The 23,585-nt window shown below is 69.1% G+C and carries 24 protein-coding genes and 1 pseudogene; 15 read left to right on the top strand and 10 right to left on the bottom strand.

What is annotated here, in order from left to right:
- Positions 1-46: 46 nt before the first annotated feature.
- The 5 genes from FHX82_RS34665 (at position 47) to FHX82_RS34645 (ending at position 6,274) form a co-directional block, all read left to right on the top strand.
- Positions 47-1,210, top strand: a complete 1,164-nt coding sequence (locus FHX82_RS34665) for a cytochrome P450 (RefSeq protein ID WP_145934788.1) — start codon at positions 47-49, stop codon at positions 1,208-1,210.
- Between the two features lie 96 nt (positions 1,211-1,306).
- The gene (locus FHX82_RS34660) at positions 1,307-1,975 is read left to right on the top strand and encodes a TetR/AcrR family transcriptional regulator (protein WP_145934789.1); all 669 of its coding nucleotides are present in this window, start codon (positions 1,307-1,309) and stop codon (positions 1,973-1,975) included.
- A 136-nt stretch (positions 1,976-2,111) separates the two neighbouring features.
- Positions 2,112-3,617 carry an AMP-binding protein gene (locus FHX82_RS34655; RefSeq protein ID WP_145934790.1) on the top strand — a complete coding sequence of 502 codons (1,506 nt, stop codon included), beginning with the start codon at positions 2,112-2,114 and terminating at the stop codon, positions 3,615-3,617.
- Between the two features lie 44 nt (positions 3,618-3,661).
- The gene (locus tag FHX82_RS34650; RefSeq protein ID WP_145934791.1) at positions 3,662-5,134 is read left to right on the top strand and encodes an aldehyde dehydrogenase family protein; all 1,473 of its coding nucleotides are present in this window, start codon (positions 3,662-3,664) and stop codon (positions 5,132-5,134) included.
- Between the two features lie 30 nt (positions 5,135-5,164).
- Positions 5,165-6,274, top strand: a complete 1,110-nt coding sequence (locus tag FHX82_RS34645) for an NDMA-dependent alcohol dehydrogenase (protein ID WP_145934792.1) — start codon at positions 5,165-5,167, stop codon at positions 6,272-6,274.
- Positions 6,275-6,339: 65 nt separating this feature from the next.
- On the opposite strand, the gene FHX82_RS34640 is transcribed toward FHX82_RS34645, so the two are convergent.
- Complete coding sequence (locus tag FHX82_RS34640; RefSeq protein ID WP_145934793.1) at positions 6,340-6,750, bottom strand: nuclear transport factor 2 family protein; 411 nt, start codon at positions 6,748-6,750, stop codon at positions 6,340-6,342.
- 38 nt (positions 6,751-6,788) lie between these two features.
- Positions 6,789-7,571: an SDR family NAD(P)-dependent oxidoreductase gene (locus tag FHX82_RS34635; RefSeq protein ID WP_183177017.1), complete on the bottom strand. Its 783-nt coding sequence runs from the start codon at positions 7,569-7,571 to the stop codon at positions 6,789-6,791.
- 145 nt (positions 7,572-7,716) lie between these two features.
- Here FHX82_RS34635 and FHX82_RS34630 point away from each other — a divergent pair, with 145 nt between their 5' ends.
- From FHX82_RS34630 to FHX82_RS34610, 5 genes and pseudogenes are all read left to right on the top strand, one after another.
- Positions 7,717-7,983: a hypothetical protein gene (locus FHX82_RS34630; protein ID WP_145934795.1), complete on the top strand. Its 267-nt coding sequence runs from the start codon at positions 7,717-7,719 to the stop codon at positions 7,981-7,983.
- Positions 7,980-9,185, top strand: a complete 1,206-nt coding sequence (locus FHX82_RS37930; RefSeq protein ID WP_145934796.1) for a cytochrome P450 — start codon at positions 7,980-7,982, stop codon at positions 9,183-9,185. The genes FHX82_RS34630 and FHX82_RS37930 overlap by 4 nt, the downstream gene beginning before the upstream one ends.
- A 23-nt stretch (positions 9,186-9,208) precedes the next feature.
- On the top strand, positions 9,209-9,412 hold the full coding sequence (locus FHX82_RS34620; RefSeq protein ID WP_145934797.1) for a hypothetical protein: 204 nt from the start codon (positions 9,209-9,211) through the stop codon (positions 9,410-9,412).
- Positions 9,413-9,430: 18 nt separating this feature from the next.
- Positions 9,431-10,243: an SDR family oxidoreductase gene (locus tag FHX82_RS34615; RefSeq protein ID WP_145934798.1), complete on the top strand. Its 813-nt coding sequence runs from the start codon at positions 9,431-9,433 to the stop codon at positions 10,241-10,243.
- Positions 10,244-10,290: 47 nt separating this feature from the next.
- Positions 10,291-11,089: pseudogene (locus tag FHX82_RS34610) on the top strand (IS5 family transposase).
- A gap of 110 nt (positions 11,090-11,199) precedes the next feature.
- On the opposite strand, the gene FHX82_RS34605 reads toward FHX82_RS34610, so the two are convergent.
- The 7 genes from FHX82_RS34605 to FHX82_RS34575 all read right to left on the bottom strand — a co-directional run bounded on the left by FHX82_RS34605 (position 11,200) and on the right by FHX82_RS34575 (position 18,000).
- Complete coding sequence (locus FHX82_RS34605; RefSeq protein ID WP_145934799.1) at positions 11,200-12,414, bottom strand: cytochrome P450; 1,215 nt, start codon at positions 12,412-12,414, stop codon at positions 11,200-11,202.
- A 216-nt stretch (positions 12,415-12,630) separates the two neighbouring features.
- Positions 12,631-13,488: a mycofactocin-coupled SDR family oxidoreductase gene (locus FHX82_RS34600; RefSeq protein ID WP_145934800.1), complete on the bottom strand. Its 858-nt coding sequence runs from the start codon at positions 13,486-13,488 to the stop codon at positions 12,631-12,633.
- Positions 13,485-15,026 carry a class I adenylate-forming enzyme family protein gene (locus FHX82_RS34595; protein WP_145934801.1) on the bottom strand — a complete coding sequence of 514 codons (1,542 nt, stop codon included), beginning with the start codon at positions 15,024-15,026 and terminating at the stop codon, positions 13,485-13,487. The genes FHX82_RS34600 and FHX82_RS34595 overlap by 4 nt, the downstream gene beginning before the upstream one ends.
- The gene (locus FHX82_RS34590; RefSeq protein ID WP_145934802.1) at positions 15,026-16,282 is read right to left on the bottom strand and encodes a phenylacetate--CoA ligase family protein; all 1,257 of its coding nucleotides are present in this window, start codon (positions 16,280-16,282) and stop codon (positions 15,026-15,028) included. The genes FHX82_RS34595 and FHX82_RS34590 overlap by 1 nt, the downstream gene beginning before the upstream one ends.
- A gap of 47 nt (positions 16,283-16,329) precedes the next feature.
- Positions 16,330-16,788, bottom strand: coding sequence for a nuclear transport factor 2 family protein (locus FHX82_RS34585; protein WP_145934803.1), 459 nt, complete (start codon positions 16,786-16,788; stop codon positions 16,330-16,332).
- 80 nt (positions 16,789-16,868) lie between these two features.
- A complete protein-coding gene (locus tag FHX82_RS34580) occupies positions 16,869-17,060 on the bottom strand; it encodes a ferredoxin (protein WP_145934804.1) in 192 nt (63 codons plus the stop codon).
- Positions 17,061-17,265: 205 nt separating this feature from the next.
- Positions 17,266-18,000 (bottom strand): TetR/AcrR family transcriptional regulator, encoded by a 735-nt coding sequence (locus FHX82_RS34575; RefSeq protein ID WP_145934805.1) that lies wholly within the window; start codon positions 17,998-18,000, stop codon positions 17,266-17,268.
- Between the two features lie 78 nt (positions 18,001-18,078).
- Here FHX82_RS34575 and FHX82_RS34570 point away from each other — a divergent pair, with 78 nt between their 5' ends.
- From FHX82_RS34570 to FHX82_RS34550, 5 genes are all read left to right on the top strand, one after another.
- Positions 18,079-19,341, top strand: coding sequence for an FAS1-like dehydratase domain-containing protein (locus FHX82_RS34570; protein WP_145934806.1), 1,263 nt, complete (start codon positions 18,079-18,081; stop codon positions 19,339-19,341).
- A gap of 48 nt (positions 19,342-19,389) precedes the next feature.
- A complete protein-coding gene (locus tag FHX82_RS34565) occupies positions 19,390-20,184 on the top strand; it encodes an enoyl-CoA hydratase/isomerase family protein (protein ID WP_145934807.1) in 795 nt (264 codons plus the stop codon).
- Entirely contained in the window at positions 20,181-20,612 is a 432-nt protein-coding gene (locus tag FHX82_RS34560) for a hypothetical protein (RefSeq protein WP_145934808.1), read from the top strand. The genes FHX82_RS34565 and FHX82_RS34560 overlap by 4 nt, the downstream gene beginning before the upstream one ends.
- Before the next feature lie 83 nt (positions 20,613-20,695).
- Positions 20,696-21,241 (top strand): DoxX family protein, encoded by a 546-nt coding sequence (locus tag FHX82_RS34555; protein ID WP_229880269.1) that lies wholly within the window; start codon positions 20,696-20,698, stop codon positions 21,239-21,241.
- Between the two features lie 70 nt (positions 21,242-21,311).
- Entirely contained in the window at positions 21,312-22,490 is a 1,179-nt protein-coding gene (locus tag FHX82_RS34550) for an NAD(P)/FAD-dependent oxidoreductase (RefSeq protein WP_229880270.1), read from the top strand.
- 306 nt (positions 22,491-22,796) lie between these two features.
- Here the strand turns inward: FHX82_RS34550 and FHX82_RS34545 are convergent, their stop codons facing one another.
- Complete coding sequence (locus tag FHX82_RS34545; RefSeq protein WP_145934810.1) at positions 22,797-23,528, bottom strand: GntR family transcriptional regulator; 732 nt, start codon at positions 23,526-23,528, stop codon at positions 22,797-22,799.
- Positions 23,529-23,585: the final 57 nt, after the last annotated feature.

Genomic DNA, 23,585 nt, shown 5'->3' with positions numbered 1-23,585 from the left:
CCGCTCGTATAGCGAAGTTGGCCGCCCCAGCAGTGGAGATTGCCCGATGGAATACGATCCCTACTCGCCGACGATCCAGCGGGACCCGTTCCCGACCTACCGCTGGCTGCGAGACGAGCACCCGGTCTACTACAACGACCGTCTGAAGTTCTGGGCACTCTCGCGCTTCGACGACGTCCTCGCGGGACTGGTCGACTGGCGGACCTACTCGTCCGCACAGGGTGTCACGATCGAGCGGTTCGACAAGCCGCTGCCGATGATGATCCAGTCGGACCCGCCCTACCACCGCGGGTTGCGCAGCCTGGTCAGCGCCGCCTTCACCCCGCGGCGTATCCGCGAGCTCACCGACTGGATCCGGTCGACCACGCGGCAGTACCTCGACCCGCTGGTCGGCTCCGGCGGTTTCGACATCGTCAAGGAGTACAGCTTCCTGCTGCCCAACGAACTGTTCTGCGAACTGTTCGGGGTTCCGGCGCAGGACCGCGTCCGCGTCAAGGAGCTGTTCCACGCGGGCTTTTTCCGCGACGGCCCCGAGCTGCCGCAGAGCGCCCGCAGCGCGCTGCGTGAGGTCCAGGCGTACTTCCGGGACCTGATCAAGGAACGGCGGCGCAAGCCCGACGACGGCTTCCTGTCCCAGCTGATCTCCTCGCGACTGACCGAAGAGGACGGTCGTCTCCGCGACCTCACCGACGACGAGCTGCTCGGGTTCTGCTGGCTGCTCGTCTCGGCCGGCGGCGACACGTCGGCGAAGAACATCCCGAACACGCTGCTACTGCTGGCCGAGCACCCGGATCAGCGCAAGGAGCTCCTGGAGGACCCGAGCCTCGTGCCGAACGCGGTCGAGGAGGCACTGCGGCACAGCGGGCCCGCGCACTACCAGGGCCGGTGGACCACCCGGCCAGTGGAAGTGCACGGCACGACGATCCCGGAGGGTGAGCGCGTCGTGCTCATCACCGCGGCGGCCAACCGGGACGAGCGGCAGTTCGACAATCCCGACCGGTTCGACATCCACCGCAAGATCCAGCGGCACGTGGCCTTCGGGTTCGGCATCCACCTGTGCATCGGCGCCCACCTCGCCCGCATGCAGGCGAAAATCGGGATCGAGGAGTTCCTCGCGAGGTTCCCCGACTACACCGTCGACGAATCGGGGCTCGAGCGGGCACCATCGGGCAACATCGTCGGCTGGGCCAAGGTTCCGGTCGTCGTTTGAGGTTGCCGGGACGCAACCCGGCGTTCCGGTCCGTGATTTTCCGGATGTGCGGCCGAACCGGCGCGGCCCGCCCGAGCAAAGCGGTGGAGATCGACGATGGCAGGTACCTCTGGCACGCGCCGCCCGCGGTCGCTCCGCGCCGAGCAGAAGGAGCTGACGCGGCGCAGGCTGGTCGCCGCGGCCAAGAAGGTCTTCGGCAGCAAGGGCTACGCCGGCACGAGCATCGATGACATAGTCGCGGTGGCGGGCGCGAGCAGGGGTACGTACTACCTGTACTTCCGGAACAAGTGCGAGGTCGCCGCGGAGCTGATCGCGGAGTACACGCTCGAAGCCGAAGCGTTGTTGGCCGGTCTCACGCAGCAGTCCGCCCCCGACCGCGACAAGGTCAAGGCGTGGCTCGAAGCGTACTTCGCCTTGTTCTCCCGCCATCGTTCGAGCATCCGGGCATGGATGCAGGCCGAGAGCATCGAGCGCGGTCTGCGCACGGTGAGTGACCAGCGGCTGGAGAGATTCCTCAGCCGCCTCACCACCTGGATCGGCGACAACCGCCGTCGCGCGGGTTTCCCGGAGCCGGACGAGATCTCCCGCAGCATAGCCGTTCTGCTGGTGACGCAGCTCGAACGCCTGGCCTACTTCATGCTTGTCCGGAAGTGGGAGATCGACGAGGGTGGTGTCCTCGAGTCGCTGGCCGACGCGTGGGAGTTGAGCGCGCTCGGTCCGAAATTGCCCGTAGACGAACAGTGGAAACAAACTCTAGTCTTCTGACTAATCACCGTACAGCGCGTCAGCGTAGCTGCGCTTCGTTCGAGGAGGGGCGTTGGGCCTTGAATTGACACAGTCCGGCGTAGGCAGTCCTGTCAACCGGGTACCGAGTCACCCCCACGAGATCGTTCTCCGGACGATGCTCGAACACCAGGCCGCCGAAATCGGGGACAAAGAGGCGATCCGCTTCGAAGACGGTGAACGGTGGTCCTACGGGGAACTGGTGCACCACGGGTACGCCGCCGCGAACGTACTGGCCGCGCGCGGGGTACGCCGGGGTGACACCGTCTTGATCTTCCTGCCGAACGGCCCGGACTGGATCCGCGCGTGGCTCGGCGTCGCGTTCCTCGGCGCGATCGTGGTTCCGGTCAACTCGGCCGCGAAGGGCAAGTTCCTCGCGCACGTCTGCCAGGACTCCCGCGCCGAGCTGATCATCACCGACGAGAACCTGGCCCCCCGGCTGGAGCAGGTCGACGTGCGGCTGCGGCGTCTGCTCGGCGCCGAGCTGGCCGGCGGTGACCGCAGGGCACCGTCGCTGGACCGCCCGCTCGAACCGTGGGACCCGATCTACATCAACTACACGTCGGGCACCACGGGCCCGTCGAAGGGGGCGCTCACCAGCAACCTGTGCGCGGCGATGACCGCGCACGAGCCGTTCAACAAGTACGTGCTGCCCACCGACTGTCTGCTGGCTGACCTGCCGATGTTCCACACCTCGGGCCAGGCGCCGACCTTCGGGTTCTGGTCCGCCGGCGCCCGCGTGGTGCGGCGCGAAGTCTTCAGCGCGTCGCGGTACCTCGACATCGCGCGGGAGACGGGGGCGACGCACAGCTTCCTCGTCGGCACGATGGCCGGGATGCTCCTGGCCCAGCCGGAGAAACCCGACGATGCGGACAACCCGCTGCGGCGGATCCTGGTCACCCCGATGGTGGGCGACCCGGAGGGTTTCATGCGCCGGTTCGGACTGGAGAACATCTTCGTCTGCTACGGCCCCACCGAGACCGGCGCGGTCACGATCCTCAACGACCCCACGCCCAACACGAAGGCCCTGGGCGTGCCTCGCGCGGGCCTCGACGTCCGCGTCGTCGACGAGCACGACATCCCGGTTCCGGACGGCACCCCGGGCGAGCTCGTCGTCCGGTCGGACCGCCCGTGGGAGCTCATGACCGAGTACTGGGGCCGGCCCGAGGCGACGGCGAAGGCGTGGCGCAACGGCTGGTACCACACCGGCGACGCGGTCGTGCGTGAACCGGACGGGCAGCTCTACTTCAGCGACCGCATCACCGACTCGCTGCGCCGCCGCGGGGAGAACATCTCGAGCTTCGAGGTCGAGAGCAGCGGCCTTTCGTTCCCCGGTGTGCAGGAGATCGCCTGTGTCTCGGTGCCGGGCGACATCGAGGGTGACATCGAGGTGAAGGTCTACGTCGTGCCCCAGCCCGGCAAGACCGTCGCACCGGACGAGCTGGTGCTGCACATGGCCCGAGAGCTCCCCTACTTCGCCGTCCCGCGGTTCGTCGATCTCGTCGACGAGCTGCCCAAGACCCCGACCGCGAAGATCCGGAAGGTGGAGCTGCGTGAACGGGGCAACGGCCCGCAGACCTGGGACCGGGTCAAGGCGAAGATCCAGATCAACCGCACCACCTGACCAAGCCCGCGCGAACATCCATCGAGGACAGAGCAGGAGAGGCAATGACGCCTACCGTAGCGCTTTCCGCCGAGACACAGAGCTTCCTGAACCAGCCGATGCGAAATCTCATCGACGGCGACTTCACGGCCGGCCGCGGTGAGGGGCTGGCTGTCGTCGACCCCGCGACCGAAAACACCATCGCCGAGTTCCCCGCCGCGGGCGCGGACGACGTCGCCGACGCCGTGGCCGCGGCGCGGACGGCCTTCGACGACGGCCGCTGGCGTTCGCTGCCGCCGGCCCGGAAGGAGAAGGTGCTGCACGAGCTGGGCGAGTTGATGGAGCGCGACCTCCAGCAGCTGAGCGAGCTCGACACGCTGGACAACGGCATGCCGCTGGCTTTCGCCCAGTACGCGGTGGGCTTCGCCATCGACACCCTCCGGTACTACGCGGGCTGGCCGACCAAGATCGAGGGCACGCTCAACCCCGTGCCGGGCGAGTACTTCAGCTACTCCAGCCGCGAGCCGGTCGGGGTGTGCGCGGGCATCACGCCGTGGAACGCGCCGGTCAGCGTGGCGATCAACAAGGTCGTTCCCGCGCTCGCGTGCGGGAACACCGTCGTGCTCAAGCCCGCCGAGCAGACACCGCTCAGTGCCGTGCGGCTGGCGGAGCTGTGCGTCGAGGCGGGCATCCCGCCCGGCGTCGTGAACGTCGTGCACGGAGACGGGCCGACCGTCGGTTCGGCGCTGGTGAGCCACCCGGACGTCGACAAGATCTCCTTCACCGGTTCCACCGCCACGGGGCGCCTGATCCAGGTCAAGGCGGCCGAGACGATGAAGCGGGTGACGCTCGAACTCGGCGGCAAGAGCCCGAACATCGTCTGCGCGGACGCGGACCTCGACGCGGCCACCGGCGGCTCGCTGATGGCGGCGTTCGCCAACTCGGGCCAGGTCTGCTACGCCGGGACCCGGCTGTTCGTCGAGCGGTCCATCCATGACGAGTTCGTCCAGCGGCTCGTCGCCGCGTCCGGCGCGATGACCGTCGGCGGCGGGTTCGACCCGGCGTCGCAGCTCGGCCCGCTCGTGTCGGCCGAGCAGCTGGACCGCGTCCGGTCCTACATCAAGATCGGCGTCGACGAGGGCGCCGAGCTCGTCGCCGGCGGCGAGCGGATCGGCGAGACCGGCTACTTCGTGGCGCCGACGATCTTCGCGAACGTGTCGAACTCGATGCGCATCGCCCGCGAGGAGATCTTCGGGCCGGTGGTCTCGGTGATCCCCTTCGACGACGAGGAGGAGGCGCTGCGGCTGGCGAACGACTCGGAGTACGGGCTGGGGGCCGGCGTATGGACCCGGGACGTGTCCCGCGCGCACCGCCTCGCGGCCGGCATCCGCTCGGGCATCGTGTGGGTCAACACCTACGGCGACCTGATGCCGAGCTTCCCGTTCGGCGGCTACAAGCAGTCCGGCTACGGCCGCGAGTTCGGCAGCGCCTCGATCGACACCTACACCGAAACCAAGTCCGTTCTGCTCCGCCTCTGACCGTCAACGAAGACGAAGAAGGGCAAATACATGAAGATTCCCGCCGCGGTCCTGTTCGGGGTCAAGGACGACTACCGGATCGAGGAGATCGAGCTCGACCCGCCCAACCCGCACGAGGTGACCGTCAAGCTGGCGGCCTCGGGCCTGTGCCACTCCGACGACCACTCCGTGACCGGCGACGTGCCGTGTCCCTTCCCGATCATCGGCGGGCACGAGGGCGCGGGCGTGGTCACGGAGATCGGGTCGCAGGTCACGGCGCTGAAGGAAGGCGACCACGTCCTGCTGCACCCGGTACCCAACTGCGGGGAGTGCCGCTGGTGTGTGTCCGGGCGCGCGAACCTGTGCGACGACGGCGCCTTCGCGCTCACCGGGTACGCGCCCGACGGCACCTACCGCCGCCGGCTGAACGGCGAGAACATCGGGGCGTACGTCCAGCTGGGCACCTTCGCCACGCACACCACCGTGTCCGAGACCCAGGTCGTGAAGATCCCCGAGGACATCCCACTGCAGACCGCCGCGCTCATCGGCTGCGGGGTCACGACCGGTTTCGGCGCCGCCACGAAGGTCGCCGACGTCAAACCCGGTGACGTGGTCGTCGTCGTGGGTGTCGGCGGGGTGGGCACGAGCGCCGTGCAGGGTGCCCGGATCGCCGGGGCCGGCACCGTCGTCGCCGTCGAGCCGCTGCAGTTCCGCCGCGAGTTCGCGCTCACCGTGGGCGCCACGCACACCGCCGCGTCCGTCGACGAGGCCACCGAGCTCGTGCGCGATCTGACCCGCGGTGTGATGGCCGATGTCGTCATCGTCACCGTCGGCGTGCTGCACGGCGACCTGCTGGGCCCGGTCATGGGCCTGACCTCCAAGGGTGGCAAGGCCGTGATCACGTCCGTGGCACCGATCGCGGAGACCACGGCCACCGTGTCGCTGTTCGACCTGGCGATGTCGAACAAGCGGATCTACGGCCACGTCTTCGGGGAGGCCAATCCGGCGGAGGACTTCCGCCGCCTGATCGAGCTTTACCGGTCCGGCCTGCTCAAGCTCGACGAGATGATCACCACCCGCTACTCGCTGGACCAGATCAACGAGGGCTACCAGGCGATGCATTCCGGGGCGAACATCCGCGGCCTCATCACCTACGACTGAGCACCGACGGGAACGGGGCCCCGGCGGCACTTGCCGCCGGGGCCCCGTTCCCGTTGCCCCTGGGGTCAGGGCTTCGAGGCCTCCAGGATGGCGTGCGCGTCGAACGGGATGACGTCGGTGGAGCGGATCCGGCCGTTCTCGAACTTCCACACCGCGATCAGCGGCATGTCGAGGAACTTCCCGGTGGCGCGGACACGCCCGACGATGCGGTTGAGTGCCACGACGTAGTCGCCCTGGCACACGTACTCCGCCGGCTGCATCGAGTCGAAGTCCCAGAACTCGGCGGTCTTGGCGTACAGCTCCTGCCAGCCTTCGATCCCGTGGTAGGTGCCGCCGTAGGGCAGCGACTCGGGCTCACGAGTCACGAGGTCGGGGTGCAGCAGGTCGAAGATCTCCTCCGGCATCTTCGTGCCCGGTTCGTAGCCCGCCGCGGCCAGCTCATAGAACCGGCGCAGCACAGCGAGGTTGTCGGCCATCTGCCATCTCCTTTGATGGGAACGGTTTGCTGATGCGCTCAGGGCATGACGGCGCCGCCGTTGACATACAGGATCTGCCCGGTGATGCCCTTCGCGTCGTCGGAGGCCAGGAACAGGGCCGCGGCCGCGATCTCCTGCGGCTCCATGGCACGCCCCAGCGGGGTGCTCGCGTTGAGGCGTTCCGCCATCCGCGGCGAAACGGCCTGCTGGGTCGCTTCGGTCATCGTCATCCCCGGCGAGATGCAGTTGACGGTGATGTTGTAGCCGCCCAGCACGCCCGCCATGAACTTGGTGAGGCCGTTGACGCTGTACTTCGACCACGCGTAGGCGAAGTTCGGCAGCGTCTCGGGCTTGCGCGACACGTGGTACATCAGTGCCGCGTCGGACGACTGGTTGATGATGCGCCCGGAGTTCTGGGACATCATCGCCGGGACGACGGCCTTCGACATCCGCCACGGGCCGAGCATGTTGACCGACAGCACCTGGTCCAGGTACTCCTCGTCGGCCCGCTTGTGGTCGATGTTCGCATAGATCGCGGCGTTGTTCACCAGCGCGTCGATGCGGCCGAACTCGGCGACGACGCGGTCGGCCGCGTCCTGGCAGCTGGCCAGCGACGAGATGTCCACCCGGCCACCGAGGTGCCGCTGGTCGCCGCCGGCCGGCAGCTCCTTCGCGGTGGACTCGGCGCCCTGCTCGTCGATGTCCAGCGCCACGACCGACGCTCCCTCGTCGGCGAACCGCTTGGCGTGCTCCTTGCCGATCCCACCGGCTGCTCCCGTCACGATGGCGATCTTTCCCGCCAGGCGTTGTGCCGCTCCCACCTTGCTCCTCCGATCCGGGTCGCCCGCCGGGCGACCATCGTTCGACTTCCTCGTCACCCTGAGCATAGACAGTATGGAGGGTCAACGAGTAGCCTTCGCGTCATCTTCCTATACATATCGTCAGCGTAGACGAAAGGTACCCCGCATGAGCGCACCAGCGGCGGAGATCGCTGAGAAGTTCCGGATCGCCTTCGGCAGCGGTGACACCGAGACCGCCCAGAAGCCGTGCGAGCGGGTCGGGGCCAGTGGCGAATTCGCACTGCGGCCCAACGTCCACCTCCCGATCGACGATGAGCGCGCGGTGCTGCCCTTCCCCGAGCTCCGCACCCGTGCGCGACGGGCTCACCGAGGAAGTGCCCGACTGCTGTCACGACTCGGCCGCGGTCACCGCGCCCCGGCGGGACTGACGTGACCGCCACGCCACCGGTCTTCGACGTCACCGACCCCCGGCTCGTCACGGACCCCGACGCCTACTACGCGGTGTTCCGGCGGGAGAACCCCAGCCACCCGGTGCCCGGGCTGGGACTCACGTTCTTCCGCCACGCGGAATGCGGCCAGATCTTCCGCGACGCGAGGACCTGGGGCAACGACCCGCTGCGGTCGCTGCGGTTCCAGGAGCTGGAGCGCAGCGACCCGGCGGCCGCACAGGAAACCCGCCGGATCTTCGAACACCGCTTCATGGACGAGATCGATCCCCCGGACCACACGCGCATCCGGAAGCTGTTCGACAAGCTGTTCGGCCGCCGCAACTCGCTGGCCCAGCGGGAGAAGATCCGGGCACTGTTCGAGCATCAGCTCGACCAGCTCGGTGGCAGGACAGAGTTCGACCTGGTCACCGACTACGCGTACGCGGTGCCGATCCGCATGGTCGCGGAGCTGACCGGGCTGCCGTCCGACGACGACCCGAAGGTCGCGGCCTGGCTGCTGCAGATCGCCGCCGACTACGACGTGCGGCTGATCGACGGGGTCTACCGCGCCGCGCGGCCGCTGTTCGACTACATCGAGGACTTCGTCGCTGCCCGGCGAGTGGCACCCGAGGGCGAATTCATCGACGGGATCCTGGCGGCCGAGGACACCGGCGAGCTGTCACACGGCGAGATCGTGGGCGCCATCGCCATCTTGCTGGCGGGCGGGTTCGAGACGACGGCCAGCGCCCTGTGCAACGGCGTGCACGCCCTGCTCACGCACCGTGACCAGCTTGGCCGGCTGCAGGCGGACCCTGACCTGCTGGACTCTGCGGTCGAGGAAATCCTGCGGTTCGATCCGCCGGTCTCGACGCAGAAGCGGATCGCGCTGCACCGCACCGAACTGGCGGGCCACGTGGTCGAGGAAGGCGAGCAGGTCGGCATCATCATGCACTCGGCCAACCGGGACGAGGACGTGTTCACCGACCCGGACGCCTTCGACATCGGCCGCAAACCCAACCCGCACCTGTCGTTCGCGGCGGGCATCCACCACTGCGTCGGCGCCCCGCTGGCACGCCAGGAGCTGCCGATCGGCCTGGAAGTACTTCTGGAGCGCTACCGCGACCTGCGGCTGATCGAGGCCGTGGAACGGAACTCCTTCGGCACCAACAACCTGGCGACGTTGCGTGTGGCGGCCACCCCACGCTGACCGGCCCGGCCACGGCGGCGCCCGTGCTCGATCCCCGCGGCTGCATCGCCGCCGCGGTCCGGGCCGGCGCCGTCTTCCACTTCACCGACCAGGCCAGGCGGTCGCCGCACCCCGGCGGGCGGCTCGTGCTGGGCTCCGTCCTCGGCAGCGGCTTGTCCGTCAGCGCGCCGCGGTTGCTGACTCGCGAGCGGCGGCGCGGTGTCGTCCGCTTCGTCCTTTCCGGGTGACCGAATCAAGGAGGATCCGTGGCACCAAAGGAATTCACGTTGACACCGGCTTACGATCGCGTGGTCGTGACCGGCGGCGGGTCGGGCATCGGCCGCTCGGTCGCACTCGCGATCGCCGCCACCGGCACCGGTGTCTACGTGCTCGGCCGCCGTGTGGCGCGGCTCGAGGAAACCGTCCGGCGCGGCGCCGGCCTGCCGGGCAGGATCGTCCCGGTCACGTGCGACATCCGTGCCGCGGAGACGGTTGCCGCGGCTTTTCGGACGATCGAGGAGGACGGCGGCCCGGCGCAGCTGCTGTACCACTCGGCGGCGGCGGCCTACGGTTCACTCGCCGAGGACATCACGCCCGAGGGTTTCGCCCACGTGGTGCAGTCCTCGCTCGTCGGCGCCTTCCACGTGATCCACCGCTGGGCCGAGCCGCTGATCGGCGCCGGGCTGCCCGGTGCCTGCGTCGCGGTCACGAGCGCGCTCGCGTCCCGTGAGACCCCCGGAGTGGCGCACTCGAGCGCGTCGAAGGCCGGCGTGGAGGGGTTCGTCCGTTCCGCCGCGAGGGAATGGGGACGTTACGGGATCCGGCTCAACACCATCGGCCCGGGTCCGTTCCCGTCCGAGGGCACCGACGAACTGTGGGAGCAGGGCGGCATCCGGGCCCGCATGGAGTCGGCCACCGCGCTGGGCCGGCTCGGCACGGAGGCGGAGATCGCCGGCCCGTCCCTGTTCCTGCTGAGCGACGCGGCTCGCTATGTCACGGGGGTGTCGCTCCCGGTGGACGGCGGTTTGCGGTTGGCACAGTGGACCGTGCACTCGCCGGCAGAGAGCGTGTCTCCTTAGCGCCTGTCCTGAAAGCTGGCGTGGTTGATCTGATTTGATCTTCGGTCGTGGTGCGTAGGCATGAGCTGACTGATGAGCAGTGGCAGGTCATCCAGCCGTTGCTTCCGGTGTCGGGTGCGAAGGGGCGTCCGCGGGTGGATGACCGCCGGGTGGTCAACGGGATGTTGTTCAAGGCTAAGACCGGGGTGGCGTGGCGTGACCTGCCCGAACGCTATGGGCCGTGGACGACGGTGTACAACCGGTTCTGGCGCTGGTCACGCACCGGCACTCTGTCCGCTCTGGTAGCGCAGGTCCGGGTGATCGCCGAAGCGATCGACGAACTCGACCGCGAGGTCTCGGTCGACTCCGGCATCGTGCGGGCCCATCAGCACGCTGCCGGCGCCCGTCGCATGACCGCGTCCCCCACAGGGGGATGCACACTCGTGCGGCGGGCACAGCGAGCCAGGTGATCATGCCATCGGGCGGTCCCGTGGTGGACCCACTACCAAGATCCACCTGGCCTGTGCCGGCCATGGGCGGCCTCTGTCGGTGGTCTTGACCGGCGGCAATGTCAACGACTGCACCATCTTCACCCAGGTCATGGCAGCGGTGAAGTTCCGCCGGCCCGGTCCCGGCCGTCCGCCGACCCGGCCGAGCCGGATTCTGGCGGACAAGGGCTACTCCAGCCGAGCCATCCGTTCTTACCTGCGCCAACGGCACATCCCGGCGGCCATTCCCGAACGCCGTGACCAGCAAGCCAACCGGCTGCGCCGCGGCCGGGCCGGTGGCCGCCCACCCGCCTTCGACCAGGTCGCCACCTCCTACCGGAGCATGATCGACCTCGCCACACTGCTCATCTGGCTTTGAGGACAGGCCTTAGCGCAGGGTTGCCGCTTCGCCTCGAACCCCGCACCGCCCCGGCACCCGCGTGCCGGGGCGGTGCGGCGACCAGAGCGACCGGTCGGACCGGAAACCGGTCAGGCCACTTCGAACGACAAGTGCAACGATTCGAAAGCCCGGATGCTCGACAGCGGAATCCACTTGGGCCGTACCCCGTCCCGGAACTCCCACCGCTTCCACCGGTCCAGCAAGACGTTCAACGCCTCCGACAACTCGAGACGGGCCAGGGCGTTCCCCGGGCAGAAATGCGCACCACGGCCGAACGTCACGTGCGAGGGGCCTTCCCGGTCCAGCCGAAACTCGTCGGGGCAGGTGAACACGTCCGGGTCGCGGTTCGCGGCGAGCAGGGAGATCTGCACCATCTCTCCCTCGTGCGCGACCGCCCCACCGCCGAGATCCAGGTCGGTCCTGGCCTTGCGCATCAGCCACGGCAGAATCGGCTCCAGCCGCAGGATCTCCTCGATCGCGGGGCGCACCAGAGTCCGGTCCGCACGCAGCCGGGACTGCAGCTCCTGGTTCTCGGCGAGGGTGGCCATCATGATCATCAGCGCGGAGCGGGTGGTGTCGTGCCCGCCGTGCATGAGGAGCACGACCATCCGCAGCAGGTCGTCGTGGCTCAGCCGGTCGCCGTCCTCCTCCGCGGCGATCAGTGTGCTCAGCATGTCGTCGCCGAGATCGCGACGGCGTTCGGCGATCAGCCCTTCCAGGTAGGAGTAGAGATTGACGACCGCGGCCTCCGCCGTCCGCCGGCCCTCCGCGCCCAGCTCTTCGGAAAACATGGCGTTGAGGTCGGTCACCCAGGTGTCGAAGGTGTGGTGGTCGGCGCGCGGGATGCCCAGCACGTCACAGATGACCTGCACGGGCAGCTGATGCGCGAACTCGTGGATGAAGTCCACCTCGCCGCCGTCGCCGATCTCGTCCACGAGGTTGACGCACAGCTCCCGCACCGGCTCCTTCATCCGCGCGACCGCTCGCGGGGTGAACGCGTGCATCACGAGCTTGCGCAGCCGCGTGTGGTCGGGACCGTCCTTGTGCAGGATCGTGCCGAGGTGGAACTCCGCGAACGGACCGTCGGTCACGCCCAGCTTGGCGAACGACTGCGCGTAGTCGTTGCACACCTGGGGGCTGTTGAGTATCGACAGCACGTCGGCATGGGCCAGCAGCACCGGCATCCCGTAGATGTTCCGCGCCACCGGGTTGTCGCTCCGGACCTGCCGCAGATAGCCGTGCGGGTCGGCGTTGAACTCGTCCGACATCACGTCGAGGCGTGGCAGGGGGACGTCTTGCGCCATCGAAAGCTCCGTCCGATCGGGGTTGACAGCGGTGCGATAACTATCTGGCAGTTACTGACGCTTAGTTCATTGACTGTATCATTGCTCACCTGCGATGTCAGTCGCCACGGTAGCCAGTCGGAGCCGAGCTGCTGTCCGGCAACGAAAACGGCTGTGGAAATCGGTTCTCCTCCGATCTCCACAGCCGTTGGTGCTCTTTCGCAAGTCGCGCCACTGTCAGGAGGTCACCGGATCCGTGTTGATCCCGGCGAGCAGCAGGTGCCCCGCGTCCACCGGGATGGTCACACCGGTGACCGAGCTCGCCAGGTCCGAGTTGAGGTAGAGCGCCGTCTCGGCCACGCGTTCCGGCTCCAGGAAGCTGGTCGCCTTCAGCGCGCTGTAGTGGTAGCCGCCCTGGATCATGTCCGCCTCGGTGCCGCCCGGGTGCCCCGCCATCATGTCCCAGGCCGCCTGGTGACTCGACATCGGCGTGCGGATCGCGCCGGGACAGATGGCGTTGCACCGGATGCCGTGCCTGCCGCCCTCGAGCGCGATGACCTTCATCAGCCCCAGCGCGCCGCTCTTGGCGGACGTGTAGTGAGCGTAGTTCAACCCCGGCTCGATGCCGTTCACCGAAGAGATGACGACGATGGAACCGGTGCCCCGTTCGATCATGTGCGGCGTGACGGCCTTCGCCGAACGCCAGATCCCGGCAAGATTGGTCTCGATCGTCTGCGACCACATCTCCTCGGAGAGCTCCCAGTACGGGGCCATCGTCCAGATTCCCGCGTTGGCGATCAGCGAGTCGATCCGCCCGAACTTCTCCAGTGCCGCCGCGACCGCGGCGTCCAGCTGCTCCTGCGACCGCACGTCCGCCCGGACCGCCAGCGCCTCACCGCCTTCCTTCTCGACGAGCGCGACCGTCTCGTCCAGGTCCTCCGGCTTCGCCATCGCGTAGGGCACACTCGAAAGCTGGTCGACGACGTCCACCACCACGACCTTCGCGCCCGCTCTCGCGCTGACCAGCGCGTGTGCGCGGCCTTGCCCGCGCGCACCGCCAGTGACGAAGACGACCTTCCCGTCCAACAGCCTCATCTCGGCATCTCCTTCGATTCGGTGGGCGCCTTCGCCGGAATCACGAACTCGCCGGCACGGTCGGCGACCAGCTTCGCCAGCGCTCGGCGGTCCAGCTTCCCGTGCTGCGTCCGGGGCAACTCCGGAAGCGCCAGGTAGCCCCGGGGGGATTTGTAGGGCGCGAGCCGGTCGCGAACCCAGGCGTGCAGCGCCCCGGGTTCCGGCACGCTCTCGCCGGACGGCACGACCACGGCCAGCATGCGCTCACCGAGCCGGTCGTCGGGCACACCCGCGACCGCGGCCGCGGCCACGCCCGGCGCGTGTTCGAGCACGTCCTCGACCTCGGCCGGGTAAATGTTGAACCCGCCGGAGACGATGAGGTCCTTCACCCGCCCGGCCACGGACAGGATCCCGTCCTCGTCGACCGAGCCCAGGTCTCCCGTGTGCAGGAAACCGTCCGGATCTACCGGCGCGGCCTCGTCACCGGCGTACCGGCGCATCACCTGCGGGGAGCTGACGGTGATCTCCCCGACCTCCCCCGCGGCGGCCTCCCGCCCGGTTGCGGTGTCCAGGATGCGGATGTGCACACCGGGCAATGCGCGCCCCACGGACCCCGGCGGGCGGCGCCCGGCGCGGACATCTTCGAGACGCTCCGCGGCGATACCGCCCATCGCCTCGGTCTGGCCGTAGTTCGACAGGAGCGGGAACCCGTAACGTTCTTCGAATCTTGCCGCCAGCGAACGGGAAAGTGCCGCGGAACCGACGGTCGCGTACCGGACCCCGGCCAGGCGCACCTGCGCGGGCGCGTGCACGAGGTCGAACACCATGGCGGGGACGAGACGCAGCGTCCGCACCTTGTGCTCGGCGACCACCGCGTCGAGCGACGCGGCGTCGAAGCGTTCGAACACCACCACCGGCTTGCCCGCCCACCAGGCGAACAGCAGGCCCATCAGCCCGGAGGTGTGGGAGAGCGGGGTGAGCGCTACGTTCGGCCGCCGGTCCTCGTCCGCCAGCGATCGGGGCCCCGGCTCGATGCCGGAGCTGGTCAGCATCCCGTCGATCGACGACACCAGCGCCTCACCCCGGTGCACGATGCCCTTGGGCACCCCCGTGGTCCCGGAGGTGAACAGCAGGAGCGCTTCGGCAGCCGGGTCCACCGTGGCCGGTTCCTCAGCCGTACCAAGGGAATCCACGGCGACGACAGGCAGATCCGGGAAGTGCGCGGCCCGGTTGGAGGTGGTCACCACGACGTCGACCCCGGCGGCCCCGGCGAGCCGGACCGCCTCGGCCGGGGAAGCGAGGCTGCTGATCACCGCGGCGGTGGCGCCGGACTGCCACGCGCCGAACAGTCCGGCGCCGAACAGCGGCCCGTTGGGGATCCAGACCCCGATCCGGGCGGGGCGACCGGCCGCGGAAAGGCACGCGGCCGTCACGGCGGACGAGGCCGTGGCCAGCTCGCCCCAGGTGGTGCGGTCACCGGACGGTGTGTACACGGCCACACCGTCCGGCCGCTGCTCTCCCCTGTCCCGCACCAGGTTCGCGAGCGCCGCCCAGCCCATCACTGCTCGTCGGCCACGAGTGACGGCTTGTACGACGCCCTCGCCATGGTTCCGCGGGGCAGGACGGTGATCTCGACATCGACCCCGAGCTTCTCCTCCAGCAGCAGCTCCGCATTGTGGCCGCCGCCGTCGCCCTCGGCGCGGATCTCCAGGCGCTTCTGCGTTTCCCCGCGGCGCACCAGCTGGTACACCGGTCCAGGGCGGCCCAGGTCGTCGTCCTTCGCCAGCTCGATAGCCACGTCGATGGGCATCACCTGTGTTCCGCCGACGTTGACGACGTCACTGCGCCGGCCGTCGTAGAAACCGCGCCGCGTGGTCTCGCCGCACGGGCACTGCGCCTCATCGACGCGAATGACGTCACCGATGTCGTACCGGACGACCAGGCTGTCGCGCCCCAGCGTGGTGATCACGAGGTTGCCGCGCTCGCCCGGCGGGACCGGCTCGTAGGTGACCGGGTCCAGCACCTCGACCACGGCCAGGTCCTCGTTGAGGTGCGCACCGGCCTGCTCCGAGCATTCTGTGCCCAGATACGAGAAGGCGTCGGCGCCGGCCGAGATCTGCCGCCACTGGAACGCGATCGAGTCATCCGGCGGCGGGAGCTTCAGGTCCTCGGCCGGGTCGTAGCCGAACTTGACGGCGGCCTCGTTGAGACGCTGCAGCGCCGGCCCGAGTACCACGTACCGGTTCGGCTTGAGCAGGGAAAGCAGCCGCAGGGCGGGTTCGATGCTCGCGTCGTCGGTGGGCGGGCCGATCGAGACGCAGAGGAACCCGTACCGCTCGGCGGCGGCGCGGTTCATCGGCTCCCCGTTGTTGAGGTAGCCCGGGTGCGCGGTGACCATGATCGTCTCGCCGGGCTTGTAGCCCTGCCGCCACTGGTTGCGGGCATACGCGTTGTACTCGACCTCGAGGTCGCGCGGGGTCCAGAAGAGCACCGTGGGCTTGCCCGTCGTGCCGGTCGTCTGCGCCACCCGTACGCAGTCCATGACGGCGGCACCGCGGTAGTCGCCGAACGGCGGGTGCTCGGCCTCGCTCCGACGCAGGTCCGCCTTGACGAAAGGACGCACCGACGACAGGTTCGCCAGCGACAGCTCCCCCGGGCCGATACCCGCCTCCTCCAGCCTGCGGCGGAAGAACGGGATCGGCAGGCCGTAGATCCGCTCCGAAGCCTCGGCCAGGCGCTCGTCCTGCAGTGCCCGCCGGTCCTCGCGCGTCATCGTCTGGAGCGCCTCGTCGTAGAAGCTCGTGCTGCTCGCCACCGCTACCTCTCCGTTGGGGAAGTTCTGAAGTTGCCCGGACTCGCCGCTCAAACCTCGGGGATTTCGGCCTTGGTCAGCGCGATGAACGTCTTGTTGACCCGTCGGAAGGTCAGGTCGGTCGACACGAGCCGGTGGGTGAAGCGCCACCCGTCCGGCGTACGGACGAGTTTGTCCTGGTACAGGCCGGTGGTCACCACTGTCGAGCTCGCTCGGTCGTCGCGGCGGTGCCCCATCAGCAGAGTGGCCGTCTGCGTCGCGACGTCGCCGTCGATCTCGATGACCGAGTCGAGGGTCATGTGCACGCTGCCGTAGACGGCCTTGCCCATCAGCTTCCGGATCGCGTCGGTGCCCTCGGCCTTCGGCCCGTCCGCGACCTCGAAGACACCCTCGGGCGTGAACGTGCCGAGAAAGTCCTCGAGCCGCTGATTGTCCGCGGCGCGGTTGTACCGGGCGGACAGCTCCCGGATCTCATCCTTGTCCACCAACATGCGCAGTTCGTCCGCCACGCGGCCTCCATCCTGGTACTGAACGCTCTAGCAACAGACTAGACGCACTGTCATCGAGATGTCACGTACATCCCTTGGCGCTAGCCCTCGATCCGCAGCGCCTGCTTCGGACAGACCTGAACGGCGTCCTCGACGGCGCCGCGCCGGGACTCGCCCGGCGTCTCGTCCAGGAGGTACAGCTGGTCATCATCGCGCAGGTCGAACACGTCCGGCGCCGCCATGACACAGAGACCGTTGCTCTCGCAGAGGTCGTAGTCCACCTTGACCTTCATTGCCGATCACCACTCCCAAGTATCAAATTTCGATGATGGAGAGTCTATACATTAGTCACTCTGTCGGCTAGCGTGCCGAGACGTGGCCGGAACGACGACGACCGGACGGACCGGGGAGTCCGGGTACGAAAAAGGCCGGCAGGCCCGGGAATGGGTACCCGGAACTGCCGGCCGTCGCCGTGCCGTCGCGGCGCGGCTCGGGGGCTCAGCCCTTGGTGGACGCGGAGCCGGTCACCTCGCCACGCAGGGTCAGCTCCCAGAAATCGACGAGCGACTCGACCGCGCTGCGCTTGTCGACGCGCATCCCGCGGACGACAGAGAAGTAGCAGAACCGCTCGAGCTGGGTGAGCAGGACGATCGCGCGGCTGCGCGAAGCCTTCACCGGCTCCTCCAGACCGTTGCGCCGGCGGGTTTCGTTGATCCAGGAGGTCAGGTGGCTGACGAACGTGGCAAGGCGCTCGTCGCTGACCGCGCGCAGTTCCCGCTCGGTGCTCTCGGCCTGCATCCAAGCCCGGATGCTGGATTCGTGCCGCGCGAACAACCTCAGGTACGCTTCGACCCAGCGCTTGATCGCGGCACGATCCGGGTCCACCCGTTCGCCCACGTCGGCGAGCAGCTCCTCCACCTCGCGGGTGTACTCGGCGGTGAGTTCGGCGGCGACCTCCCCCTTGCTCTTGAAGTACAGATAGAAGGTGCCCCTGCTGGCGCCCGCGGTCTCGACGATGTCGTCGATCGTGGCCTTGGCGTATCCCTTCCGCTCGAAGACGTCCTTCGACGCCTCGATGAGCTTCTGGCGCGTCATCTCTTTCTGCTCTTCGCGCAGGGAGCGGCGCTTCACCGGAGTTCCGTCGCCCCCACCTGCGCCGGCGTCGCCGAAAAGGTCGGCGGCGGTTGAACGCGTTTTCATCACCCCAGCATATCTTGTCAAATGACTGGTCACCCGGGGACGTTCTTTTTACACGGCGTCAACGACTGCACTGACGCCGGAACGCTCCCCCTCGACGACACTGGAGCAGCGATGAGCACAAGCCCGGCCACTGAGACCTCCCAGCAACCGGATCGCATCCGCGAAGAGGACATCGCCCGCGCGAAGGACCTCGTCGGGTTCTACTACCCGACAACTCAGCGCGAGCACTTCGCGACGGCCACACCGGACGTGCTGCGCAACTTCGCTCGAGGCTACGGCGACGACAACCCGCTCTACACCGACGCCGAGTACGGCGCGGGCACCCGCTGGGGAAGCCAGATCGGGGCACCCATGACGGGCGTCGCCGTGAACGAGGCACTCCGAGCCGACCCCCTTCCCGCCGGCCGGCGGCGGCCGTCGTTCCGCGGCATCCACGTTTTCGTCTCGGGCAGCAGCTGGGAGTGGTTCCGGCCGGTCTTCCCCGGCGACCGGCTGTACACGTTCCAAGGCTTCGAGAACGTGGAGGTCAAGCCCTCGGAGTTCGCCGGCCGCTCGGTCATCATCACCCGGCGTCACGTGCGGATGAACCAGCGCGGGGAGGTGGTCTCGATCGCCCGCGTCATCGCGATCCACACCGACCGCGAGAAGGCGAAGAAGACGGGCAAGTACGACGAGATCAAGCCCGCGACCTACACCGCCGAGGACATCGCCGAGATCGACGAGATCTACGCCGCCGAAGGCCCCCGCGGGGCCGAACCCCGGTACTGGGAGGACGTCCACATCGGCGACTCCCTCGGCAAGATGGTCAAGGGACCGCTGACGGGCACCGACCTGATCCTGTTCCACGCCGGCGGCTACGGCTTCACCCCGTACGCACCGAGCGCGGCACGGCTCGGCTACCAGAACCGGAAGCGGATCCCGGCGTTCTACGTGAACAACGCCCAGGGCGTGCCCGACGTGGCGCAGCGGGTGCACTGGGACAACGAGTGGGCGCAGTCGGTCGGAGTCCCGATGGCTTACGACTACGGCGTGCTGCGGGACTGCTGGCTCTCGCATTACCTCACCGACTGGATGGGCGACGACGCCTGGTTGCTGCACCAGTCCAGCCAGATGCGGAAGTTCAACTACGTCGGCGACACGCACATCTTCACCGGGGAGATCGTCGGCAAGCGGCAGGACGGTCCCCGCCGCGTCGTGGACGTCGAGCTGCGCGGAACGTCCCAGCGCGGCGAGGTCACCTGCCCGGCCACCGCGACCATCGCGCTGCCGAGCCGGGACACCGGCCCGGTGCCGCTGCCACAGGTCCCCGAGGACATCGCCCGCACCGCGACGGAGATCTACGCCCGGCACAACCAGCTCGGCCGGAATTCCTGACTTGTTGTACGCTTATACAGTCATTGAACTGATCGTCAGGGAGGGCTCATGCCGGTCGAAGCCGACCACCTGCTGACCGAGCGCGTGGACGAGACGCTGGTCGTCACCCTGAACCGGCCGGCTCGCCGCAACGCGCTGACGGTCGCGCTCGTCACCGCGCTCGGCGACGTGATCGAGACCGCTCCCGCCGACCAGGCGCGGGCAATCGTGATCACCGGCGCCCCGCCGGTCTTCTGCGCGGGCGGCGACCTCACGGATCTCTCGGCGGTGGCCGACGAGGGCGCACTGGCGGTGAGCGAGTCCATCTACGGCCGGTTCCACCGGCTGGTGTCGGCGATCTCGGAGTCCCCCGTTCCGGTGATCGCGGCGGTGAACGGGGCCGCGCTCGGCGCGGGGCTCGACCTCGCGGCCGTGTGCGACTTCCGCATCGCCGCGTCCTCGGCCCAGTTCGCCAGCTCCTGGATCAACGTCGGACTGGTTCCCGGCATGGGCGGGGCGCAGTGGCTCACCCGCCTCACCGGCGGTGCCCGTGCGACCGAACTGGTGCTCACCGGCCGCACGATCGACGCGGTCACCGCGGAGCGGTGGAACCTCGTGCACGAGGTGGCCGAGCCGCACGAGCTCATGGCTCGCGCGTTCGAGCTCGGCAAGCAGCTGGCGGCGTTGCCGCCGGTCGCGCTGGCCCGCAGCAAGGCAGCGCTGCGGCGCACCATCGCCGATGGGCTCGGCCCAGAGCTGGCCACGCTCGGCGCGGTGCAAGGGACCCTGCTCACCGGGCCCGAGTTCGCCGAGCGGGCGGCCCGGTTCCGCAAGGGCGGCGCTTCCGGCACGAGCGCGAAATGACCTCCGAGACCGTCGAGCAGCGGACGCCGTGGTACCCCAGCGCCTACCGCACGCTGCTCGGCTGGGAGGTCGAATGGCGGGACGGGCAGCCGTGGCTGCGCACGGGCAACGGCGTCGTCGGCGCCTCCGTGCCCGCCTACCTCGGCCCACTGGTGGTCATGGCGCTCAGCCGGTCTGACCAGCCCTCACCGGTGCTGGAGCTGGCCCACGAACAGCGCTGGGTCTTCCTCGCCGACGCGAACGACGACGTGCCGGGATGCCACCTACCACTGTCCACTGTGGAAGTGCTGAGCTGCCCCGCGTCGATTCCCCTGCCCGCGGCGGGCTCGGCCGGCCGGCCGAGCCGCTGGGTGAGGCCACCGGACCCGCGGAACCGGTGGCTGCCCACTCTCGCGGCCATCACCGCCATCGCGAGCCGCTTCGACTGACCGCGGCTCGCCGGCATCGCGGCGTCCGGTGTGGGCGTCCAGACCGGACACGAATTCGATGAAGCAACCGGGAGGAGAACGCTGTGCGAGGCACGAGGCGGGACGAAGCGGCCGGAAGGGAGGTCGCCCGCCTGCTCCTGCGTGGAGTGGTCGGCGGAACGATGATCGCCCACGGGCTCAAGCACGGCCGCAGCCTGGAGGGCACCGCCGGCTGGTTCGGTTCGATCGGCTTCCGCCGGCCCATGGTGCAGGCGGTGGCCAGCGCGGTGGTCGAGACCGGCGCAGGCGCGGCGTTGCTCACCGGAGCGGGCACGCCGCTCGCAGCAGCCGCGGTGGTCGGCACCATGGGTGTCGCGGCGAAGACCGTGCACGCCCCCAACGGGTTCTTCATCACCGGCGAAGGCTACGAATACGTCCTGAACCTCGCGGCGGCCTCGGTGGCGCTGGCCGGGCTCGGCCCCGGCCGGTTCAGCGTGGATCGCGCGCTGGGACTCGACCGGAAGCTGCGCGGTGGCCTGGTCGCTGTGGCGGCCGCAGGGCTGGGGCTGGCGGGCGCCGCCGGACAGCTCGCGGCGTTCTGGCGCCCGCCCCAACCGAAGCCGGTCTCGCCCGGAAAGGGGTCGTCATGAAAATCGAACTGGACCAGGAACAATACGTCGGCGCGGGTCCGCACGGGCGATGAAAACCCCGGAGAGCGTAGTGATCGCCGGCGCCTCGGTGGCCGGGCTTTCGGTCGCGGAAACGCTGCGTCGTGAGGGATTCACCGGCCGCATCACGATGATCGGCGAGGAAAAGCACCTCCCGTACGACCGGCCACCGCTGTCGAAGGAGATCCTGTCGGGCAAATGGCCGCGGGAACGGGCATGGCTGCGCCAACCGGCCGCGATCGACGCGCTGGGCCTGGACCTGCGCCTGGGCGTGCGCGCGACCGGACTGGACGACCAGGCACGCCGGGTCCGGTTGTCCGACGAGACCGCCGCGGACTACGACGAGCTGGTCATCGCCACCGGCGCCCGGGCGCGCCGCTTACCGGGAACCGGGGGAATCGCCGGAGTGCACGTCCTGCGCACGCTGGACGACGCCTTCGCCCTCCGCGAGCAGCTGCAGATGGCCCAGCGCCTGGTCGTCGTCGGAGCCGGCTTCCTCGGCGCGGAGGCCGCCTCCGTCGCCACGCTCGGGGGCACGGAAGTGACGCTGGTGTCGGACATCCCGGCTCCGCTCGCCGACGTGCTCGGGCCGGAGCTCGGCTCGATGCTGCTGGACGTGCACCTGGCGCACGGGGTGAAGGTCCTCGCGGGGACCGGGGTGCGGGAACTCCTCGTCGACGGCGGCCGCACCCATGGGGTACGACTGGCCGACGGCAGGGCCGTCCACGCGGACGCGGTTCTGGTGGCGATCGGGTCGGTGCCCACTGTGGACTGGCTGGCCGGCAGCGGTGTCGAAACCGGGAACGGCGTGGTGTGCGACCGGTACTGCCAGGCCGCGCCCGGGGTCTGGGCCGCGGGGGACGTGGCTTCCTGGGAGCACGTCGGCTTCGGCGAACGGCTGCGCATCGAACACCGGACCAACGCGGCGGAACAGGGCATGGCCGTGGCCCGCAACATCCTCGCCGGTGACGAGCGCAAGCCGTTCACGCCGATCCCCTACATCTGGTCCGACCAGTACGACCTGAAGATCCAGATCCACGGCCTTCCCCGTGGGGCGGAGGGCTTCGCGGTGACCGAGGGCAGCAGTGACGAGCGCTCGCTGCTGGCGCTCTACAACAGAAACGGCGCGGTGCGCGCGGCGGTCGGTGTCAACAGGATCCGTGCCACGCGCCAGGCCAGGGCTCTGATCGCGAAGAACACGCCCTGGACCGAAGTCGTCAGAAGCGGCTGATCACGCCGGCTCGGCCGCCGGCTGCGCGGGCTCGCTCCGTATCACACCAGCGGGACGATCATTGGCAATTGACCACGTGTTGGGCTCCAGCGGATTTCAGCTACCCTGATCGTGAACGTGCCCGCAAGAACTCGAAGCGGCCCGGGTGCTGCTGTCCCGCCTCGGCGTCGACCCCGCCGACCTCGTCACCGCCGAGCCAACCGGCTCCACCCCGGCCAGCGGCCCCTGCCCACCCTCCGGGAATGAATCCCCCGTGGTGGCCGCACTGGTCTCGCCCAGCACCACCACTCCCACGGGTCGTACGGATCAGCCCGCGGCGACCCGGCCGGCCCGACCGGCTGTCGTGGCCGGTGCGCCGCTTTCCCGGAGCGCGACGTCGAGCGCGGAGCCGGGCGGCACCGTGTAGTCCTCGGGCATCATCAGCAGGTGCGCGCCGAGGATGTGCGCGCGTGTGGCCGCCACGGCGGCCGCCGGGTCCCGGGCATCGCAGGCGTCCAGGATGCGGTCGTGGTCCTCGATCGCACGCCCCTGCCGGACGTCGAAGTGCAGCCGGAAGCGTTCCGCCTGCGCCGAGAGGTCCTGCACCAGCCTGAGCAGCGTGCCGGACCCCGCGGCGCGGTACAGCGTCTCGTGGAAGGCGCGGTTGAGAGACCGGAACGAGTTCTGCGCATCCGCTCCCCGCACCGCCTCCCGGATTTCGTCGTTGACCCGGCGCATCCGGGCGAGGTCTTCGTCCGTCAGCCGCGGGACCGCCGTCCGGACGGCCAGCGTCTCGAGGTGAATGCGCATGGCCGCCACGTCCTCGGCGGCCGTCAGGTCGATGCCGGCCACGACCACACCGCGGTAGGGCAGTCGTTCCACGAGCCCCTGACCCTCGAGCCGGAGAATCGCCTCCCGCACCGGTGTCCGGCTGACCCCCAGGGAATCCGCGACCTCGGTGGGGTCTATCCGGTCTCCCGGGGCGAGCTCGCCGGTGACGATCCGCTCGTGAAGCTGCTCGAACACCGTATCGGCCACGCGCTGATGAATGGGTGACATACCTCACCTGCCGGTAGTTCTCGGACTGGACCAGTCTCCCACGCCGTGGTTTCCGGG

The organism is Amycolatopsis bartoniae (genome assembly GCF_014191255.1).
Taxonomy (GTDB): domain Bacteria; phylum Actinomycetota; class Actinomycetes; order Mycobacteriales; family Pseudonocardiaceae; genus Amycolatopsis_E; species Amycolatopsis_E bartoniae.
The sequence above is the reverse complement of the archived record's forward strand: the minus strand, read 5'-3'. Positions and strand labels throughout refer to the sequence as shown.